This is a genomic window from Methylobacterium adhaesivum (genome assembly GCF_022179065.1).
GTDB lineage: Bacteria > Pseudomonadota > Alphaproteobacteria > Rhizobiales > Beijerinckiaceae > Methylobacterium > Methylobacterium adhaesivum.
Genome location: NZ_BPQD01000051.1, coordinates 1 through 1,000 on the forward strand (window position 1 = coordinate 1; position 1,000 = coordinate 1,000).

At 63.2% G+C, this 1,000-nt stretch carries 1 pseudogene; it reads right to left on the reverse strand.

Annotated elements, in window-relative coordinates:
* Positions 1–12: 12 nt before the first annotated feature.
* Positions 13–935 (reverse strand): annotated as a pseudogene (locus MFF01_RS21645) (IS3 family transposase); the annotation flags it as partial.
* Between the last annotated feature and the right edge of the window lie 65 nt (positions 936–1,000).

The following is a 1,000-nucleotide window of genomic DNA, read 5'->3' on the forward strand; positions in this document are numbered from 1 at the left end:
CGATTACGCCATCTCCCACGGACTGCCCGGCTCGATGTAGGCGGTCGCTGATCCCACCGCCGCGATCCAATCCTGAACGGCCTTGGCGATGAACTCCGGCCCGTTGTCCGAGCGGATATGCCCTGGCACCCCGCGTAGGCCGAACAGGTCCGTCAGCACGTCGATCACGTCGAGGGCCTTCAGCTTACGAGATACGCGAATCGCTAAGCACTCACGCGTGAACTCATCGATGACGTTCAGCATCCGATACTTGCGCCCGTTGTGCGTGCGGTGCTCGACGAAGTCGTAGGACCAGACGTGATCGGGCCGCTCCGGCCGCAGCCGCACGCACGAACCATCGTTGAGCCAAAGGCGCGACCGCTTCGGCTGGCGAGCAGGAACCTTGAGGCCCTCGCGGCGCCAGATCCGTTCGACGCGCTTCACATTCACCGTCCAGCCATCGCGCCGGAGCATCGCCGTGATCCGACGGTAGCCGTAGCGCCCGTACTGCAGCGCCAGGGCGACGATGGCGCCCGTCAAAGCGGCTTCGTCCTCGGCTAGGACCGCGACCTTGCGCTGGGTTGAACGATGCTGGCCCAGGACACGGCAGGCGAAGCGTTCGGACACACCGTGCTCGGCAACGACGAAGTCGACACAGGCCCGGCGGCGAGCCGGGCTCAGAAGTTTCCCGAGGCCGCCTCCTTCAGGATGAGCTTCTCCAGGGTCAGGTCGGAGATTGCTCGACGAAGGCGCTGGTTCTCGGTCTCCAGAGACTTCAACCGCTTGACCTGATCGCCCTTCAGACCGCCGTACTCGGAACGCCAGCGGTAGTACGTGACCTCGGTCACCTCAATGGACCGGATTGCTTCAGCAACTTTACGGCCCTGCGAGACCAAGACATCGACCTGCCGCAGCTTGGCGACAATCTCTTCAGCCGTATGCTTCTTCCGTCCCATGAAAACATCCTCCACATGGCTCGAAGCCATACCTCAGGGAGGACCACTTTTCAGGAGGCAGGCCA